Genomic DNA, 462 nt, shown 5'->3' with positions numbered 1-462 from the left:
CCTTCGTGCCGAACGCGAACTGGAACGGCGAGACGAACTTCACCTACGCCTCGGTCGATGACCTTGGTCTGGAAGACAGCACCCCGGCCACCGCCACGGTGACGGTGAGCCCGGTCAACGATGCCCCCGAAACCGCCGCGACCAGCGCGAGCGGCGCAGAAGACGCCGCCTCGATCCCGGTCAGCCTGTCCGGTAGTGACGTTGACGGCACGGTGGATCACTTCGTGATCAAGACGCTGCCGCTCAACGGCACGCTGCCGCTCAACGGCACGCTGCTGCTCAACGGCAACCCGGTCGCCGTGGGCACCGAGATCCCGGCCACCGGCAACGGTGCCACGGTCACCTTCGTGCCGAACGCGAACTGGAATGGCGAGACGAACTTCACCTACGCCTCGGTCGATGACCAGGGTCTGGAAGACGGCACCCCGGCCACGGGCGTGATTACGGTCACCCCGGTCAACG

At 66.7% G+C, this 462-nt stretch carries 1 protein-coding gene; it reads left to right on the top strand.

Going from position 1 to position 462, the window contains the following annotated elements:
* Nucleotides 1–462, top strand: a 462-nt coding sequence (locus AC22G6_RS21850; RefSeq protein WP_487368510.1) for an Ig-like domain-containing protein, incomplete at both ends; no start/stop codon positions are given.

It is taken from the genome of Parazoarcus sp. PS-13 R2A, assembly GCF_057621855.1.
Note: the sequence above shows the minus strand (reverse complement) of the source record. Positions and strands in the feature narration are given on the sequence as shown.